The organism is Coprococcus intestinihominis (genome assembly GCF_040096555.1).
In the GTDB taxonomy this organism is placed as follows: domain Bacteria; phylum Bacillota; class Clostridia; order Lachnospirales; family Lachnospiraceae; genus Coprococcus_A; species Coprococcus_A intestinihominis.
Genome location: NZ_JBBMEK010000230.1, coordinates 1 through 5,418, shown reverse-complemented (window position 1 = coordinate 5,418; position 5,418 = coordinate 1). Strand labels below are relative to the sequence as shown.

Sequence of the window (5,418 nt, the reverse complement as noted above, 5' to 3'; positions counted from 1 at the left end):
ACTACCAATCTCTGGGACTGGCTGCATAGGCAGTGATATCTTTGAGATAAATGTGTCAACCAATATTGACAATATCAAACACTCAGATCTCTTGGCTTAACCTTTTTGCCGATGGCGAAGTCAATTTCCTTGTTCAGTACACCCTGCTCTTTGATCGACAAAGGCAGCAACCCGTCTCTTCTGAGGGTTTCCGCGACTCTCTCACTGTTTTCCGCATCTATACTGCCCTTTATCTCTTTGCCTGCCTGATCGACAGCCACATAAGAAAATCCCGGCATTTTCTCGTCCTCTCTTCATTCTTTAATCTTCATTAACGGCATCTTATGGCATATCAAAATTGACTTTGCCACTCATCTCCCCAGGCTTTTGTGCATAGGAAACCGCAGAATCCGCACTGATATCACCGCGCAGAAACAATTCATAAATGGCATCATCCATGGTCTGCATGCCCTGACGCTTGCCTGTCTGCATCGTGGAAATAATCTGATAAGTCTTGTTCTCACGGATCATATTGCGAATCGCCGTATTGGCAAACAGTACCTCCAATGCAGCCACTCGTCCTCTTCCATCTTCCCGGCGGATCAACTGCTGTGAAATGATACATTCCAGCACGGATGCCAGCTGAATGCGCACCTGCTGCTGATGATTCGGTGGGAAAACGTCAATGATTCGGTCAATGGTCTTGTCTGCACCGATGGTATGCAGTGTCGATAAGACAAGATGCCCCGTCTCGGCCGCAGTTAACGCCGTGGATATTGTCTCCAGATCTCGCATCTCGCCCACCAGAATCACATCCGGGTCCTCTCGAAGTGCCGCCCTGAGTGCCTGTGCATAATCATTGGAATCGCTGCCGATCTCGCGCTGATTCACCATGGAGTACTGATGTCTGTGCAGATACTCAATCGGATCTTCAAGCGTAATAATATGATACGGATACTTCCTGTTCATAATATCCACCAGCGATGCCAGTGTTGTGGACTTACCGCTTCCGGTTGGCCCTGTCACCAATACAAGGCCTCTCTTCTTAGCTGTCAGTGCCTGTACTTCCGCCGGTATTCCAAGACTGTCTGCATCAGGTATGGAAAATGGCAGACAACGCATGGCCGAAGCCAGAGTACCGCGCTGCTTATAAACATTGACACGGAATCGTCCGACTCCCGGAATGGCATAATCCATGTCCGTCTGTCCATTTGTCTCCAACTCGTTTCTATGACGATTGTCCAAAATCGGCAGCAGCAATGCTTCCAGATCTGTTGGCTGCAACTTGTCGCCTTTAAGTGGTGTCAGTACACCGTCAATACGATAATAAGGCGGACACCCTGCTGTAAAATGAATATCTGAGGCCTTTTCTTCCACAGACATCCGCAAAATTTCATCTAAACTATACATGCTCTTCTATTCCTATTCATAGGATGCACGCAGCATCTCCTCTACGGAGGTCACACCATCTAAGACATATTGAACGGCATTCTCACGCACTGTGTGCATGCCTGTTCTTCTGGCCGCCTCTGTCAGTTTCTCTGTAGACGCATTGGATGAAATCAACTTGCGCATATCGTCATTGACTTCCATCATCTCAAAGACACCGATACGTCCGAAATAACCTGTCTGATTGCATAAATGGCAGCCGCCGGGTTCATAAATCTCTTTCTCCTTATCCGGCGGCAGTCTGAGCAGTTTCTTCTCCTCTGTGGTAGCCATATGTGACTTTTTGCAATGCGGACAAAGCTTCCTTACCAGTCGCTGTGCAATGACACCCACCATGGAATCCGCTATCAGATAGCTTTCAACACCCATATCCGCCATACGGTTCAAAGTACCCACCGCATTATTCGTATGCATCGTAGATACAACCAGATGACCGGTAATAGATGCCTAAACAGCAATTTACGCTGTCTCACGGTCTCTGATCTCACCAATCATAATGATATCCGGATCCTGTCTGAGAATTGAACGGAGAGCCGAAGCAAATGTCAGATTCACCTTCGGATTCACCTGAATCTGGTTGATGCCTTCAATATCGGCTTCCACCGGATCTTCAACTGTCACAATATTGACGTTCTCTGTATTCAGCTCACTCAGGGCTGTATACAAAGTTGTAGATTTACCGCTTCCGGTTGGACCGGTAACAAAAATAATGCCATATGAATGCGCTAGCATATGGTCAAAAATTCCCATTTCAGCATCTGAAAGGCCAAGCTCCTTCTTGCTTCTTGTCAGATTCAGTTTGGAAGATAAACGCAGCACAAGCTTCTCACCATGAACCGTCGGAATCGACGAAATACGAATATCATATTCCTGTCTGTCAACCTCAATGCTCATACGCCCATCCTGTGGCTTACGTTTCTCAGAACTATCCATGTCTCCCATGATCTTAATACGTGTGGCAATCGCCGGAAGAAGACTGTTATCATAAACCATCTTCTCATAGAGTGCACCATCAATACGATAGCGGACACGTACCTTTTCTTCTAAGGCTTCTATATGAATATCACTTGCACGCTGACGGATTGCCTGCTCAATCAGTGAGCGGACAAGCTGCACAATTGGTGCATCACTGACATCGGTCTCGCCTTCATCTTCAGCTGTTCCTCTGAGCAGTGCACGCTCTCTTGTAAATCTACGAACCGCATCCATGGTCTCAGATGCTCCATAACAGCGGTCGATGGCTGTCAAAACCTCTCTGGTTGTTGCTATGTACGGTTCAACCTGCAGGTTCGTTACAATGGAAATATCGTCAATGGCTGTCATATCCATTGGATCAGCCATCGCCAGATGCAGGATATTCGCATTGTACGGATCCAATTCAAAAGGAATACACTGATATTTCTTCAGTAGACTGACACTGACAAGATTCCTGACCTCCTTCGGGATAACAACCCCTGAAAGATGCACGACTTTAAGGCCAAGCTGCATCTGCAACGCACGTACGATCATCTCTTCTGTGATCATGCCGCTGTCTACCAGTACTTCGCCTATCTTCTTGCCGGAACCCTTCTGAAGTTCCAATGCCTGCTTCAATTGTTCTTCTGTTAATACATTCTGCTTGATGAGAATATCACCAAGTCTCATTCTTTCGCGCCTTAAGGCCATTTCATCGCCTCATTTTTCTGGTTTTTTTGCAAGATTTCTTAATTTATTTCTATAATATCTATGCCAAAACTCTGTGTCAACCGATGTTTTTACCATTTCTTAGCATTATTTATCAAAAAAGCAACGAGGTATCTGCCCATTCTCACCGCAGATACCCCGCATTACAATATGTAACACTATACTAATTTTCTTTTTCCGGACGATCCTTCTTTAATGTATTGTATATATTCTGCATTCTCTGATCCGTATTGGCGATCACATCCGAACAATCCTTCAATTCCGCTGCAATACTATCCGGCACATCTCCTTCCGTCTTGTATTTCAGCTGATGTTCCAGACTGGCCCAAAAATCCATGGCTATTGTCCTGATCTGAACTTCTACCTTCAACAGCTTGCATCCATCAGAAAAAAATACCGGAATCTGTACAACCAGATGTAAACTTCTGTAACCATTTGGCTTCGGATTGGCAATATAATCCTTCACTTCCAATAATGTAATATCATTCTGGGAAGTCAGCATATCTGCCACCATATAAATATCCTGCACATAGCTGCAGATGACACGGATACCGGCCACATCATGAAGATTCTCCTCCACAGACTGCAGCGTCACCGGATAGCCTCTTCGTTTCAGCTTCTCCAAAATGCTTCCCGGTTTCTTCACGCGATACTTAATATAAGAAATAGGGTTATGACTGCGCTGCACCTGAAACTCATCATTGAGCACCTCTAACTTCGTCCGCACCTCCCTGATGGCACAACTGTACATCATCATCAGCTGCTGAAACTGCTCTGCCACTTCTTTGAAAGCACCGATGTTCTCCACCAAATCCACATTTTGCAAAATGACCGTCTCCAGATCAATATCTTTCCCCACTGCGACTGTATTCTCATCCATACCCCTTATCTCCTGTTCTTTATTAATTCCCCATTATCATAACATCCAAACATTTCCCACATGAAAATTCGGAGAGAAGCAGTTATTCATCTTCCTCTCCGAATATATGTTGATTCCCAGTAACAATATCATACGACTTATACATATATTATATGAGGAATATTCCTTTTTTTCAACTGATTTTTTTCTTTACTTAAGCGATTGAAATGAACACAAAATGCAAATGATGAAATTAAATATACAATGTAAACAGTCAAACTCAAATTATATTAAAGAGGAATCCTGTTTACAAAAGAAAAAAGAGAGAATGTCCGTATGGGATATCCTCTCTTCTGTCATTCTATTCTGTTCTCACGCTTACAATTATTCAGCTAATGCTGCTGTAATGATAGCCATGGAGTAAACTTCTTCTGCGTTACATCCACGAGACAGGTCATTGATTGGTGCATTCAGACCTAACAGGATTGGGCCGTATGCATCGAAGTTACCAAGACGCTGAGCAATCTTGTAACCGATGTTACCAGCGTTGATGTCAGGGAATACAAATACGTTCGCATGACCAGCAACTGGGTTGCCTGGGCATTTTGTACGAGCAACACGTGGAGAAACGGCAGCATCAAACTGTAATTCACCTTCGATTGGAAGGCTAGGCGCTTTTTCTTTCGCCATAGCAGCTGCTGTACGCATCTTGTCAACATCTTCACCTTTACCTGAACCCAGTGTTGAGTAGCTAAGGAAAGCAACCTTCGGATCGATACCGAAAATACGGCCGCATTCAGCAGATTCGATAGCGATTTCTACCAGTTCTTCTGCTGTTGGCTTGATGTTGATCGCACAGTCACCCATAGCTAATACTTCGTTCTCACCTGTAGCAGATGGACGAACCATGATGAAGCATGAAGATACGATCTTGCTGCCTGGTTTTGTCTTGATCAGCTGAAGGGCTGGACGAACTGTATCTGCTGTTGAGTATGTAGCACCACCAAGAAGTGCATCTGCAACACCCATCTTAACAAGCATTGTACCGAAGTAGTTGCCTGCGGATAAGATCTTGCGTGCTTCATCCGGCTGAATGTTCTTGCTCTTACGAAGTTCACAGAACATAGCGATCATCTCATCCATTCTGTCGAAGTTCTCAGGATCGATGATCTGAGCACCTCTGATATTGTAACCATATTCTTCTGCTGCTGCCTGAACTTCATCTTCTTTGCCTACAAGGATAGGTGTAAGGAAGTTGGATGCCAACAGACGGGATGTTGCTTCAAGAATTCTTTCATCTGTACCTTCTGTAAAAACGATTCTCTTCGGTGATGCTTTCAGTTTCTGAATCATCATACCGAAACCCTGCATATTCTTGCTCATGATATATATTCCTCCTAAATTTGTCTTTTGACAATCTCACATATATAATTTATCACTTTTTTGGC

General features: G+C 44.5%; 4 protein-coding genes and 1 pseudogene. All 5 read right to left on the bottom strand.

Going from position 1 to position 5,418, the window contains the following annotated elements; all coding sequences use genetic code 11:
- Positions 1–74: 74 nt before the first annotated feature.
- Positions 75–278, bottom strand: coding sequence for a hypothetical protein (locus WMO25_RS14335; protein WP_349085863.1), 204 nt, complete (start codon positions 276–278; stop codon positions 75–77).
- Positions 279–321: 43 nt separating this feature from the next.
- Positions 322–1,389 carry a type IV pilus twitching motility protein PilT gene (locus tag WMO25_RS14330; RefSeq protein ID WP_349085861.1) on the bottom strand — a complete coding sequence of 356 codons (1,068 nt, stop codon included), beginning with the start codon at positions 1,387–1,389 and terminating at the stop codon, positions 322–324.
- 12 nt (positions 1,390–1,401) lie between these two features.
- Positions 1,402–3,093 (bottom strand): annotated as a pseudogene (locus tag WMO25_RS14325) (GspE/PulE family protein).
- Positions 3,094–3,274: 181 nt separating this feature from the next.
- Positions 3,275–3,991 carry a GTP pyrophosphokinase gene (locus WMO25_RS14320; protein ID WP_015515368.1) on the bottom strand — a complete coding sequence of 239 codons (717 nt, stop codon included), beginning with the start codon at positions 3,989–3,991 and terminating at the stop codon, positions 3,275–3,277.
- A gap of 363 nt (positions 3,992–4,354) precedes the next feature.
- Positions 4,355–5,341 (bottom strand): phosphate acetyltransferase, encoded by a 987-nt coding sequence (gene pta / locus WMO25_RS14315; protein WP_349085864.1) that lies wholly within the window; start codon positions 5,339–5,341, stop codon positions 4,355–4,357.
- Positions 5,342–5,418: the final 77 nt, after the last annotated feature.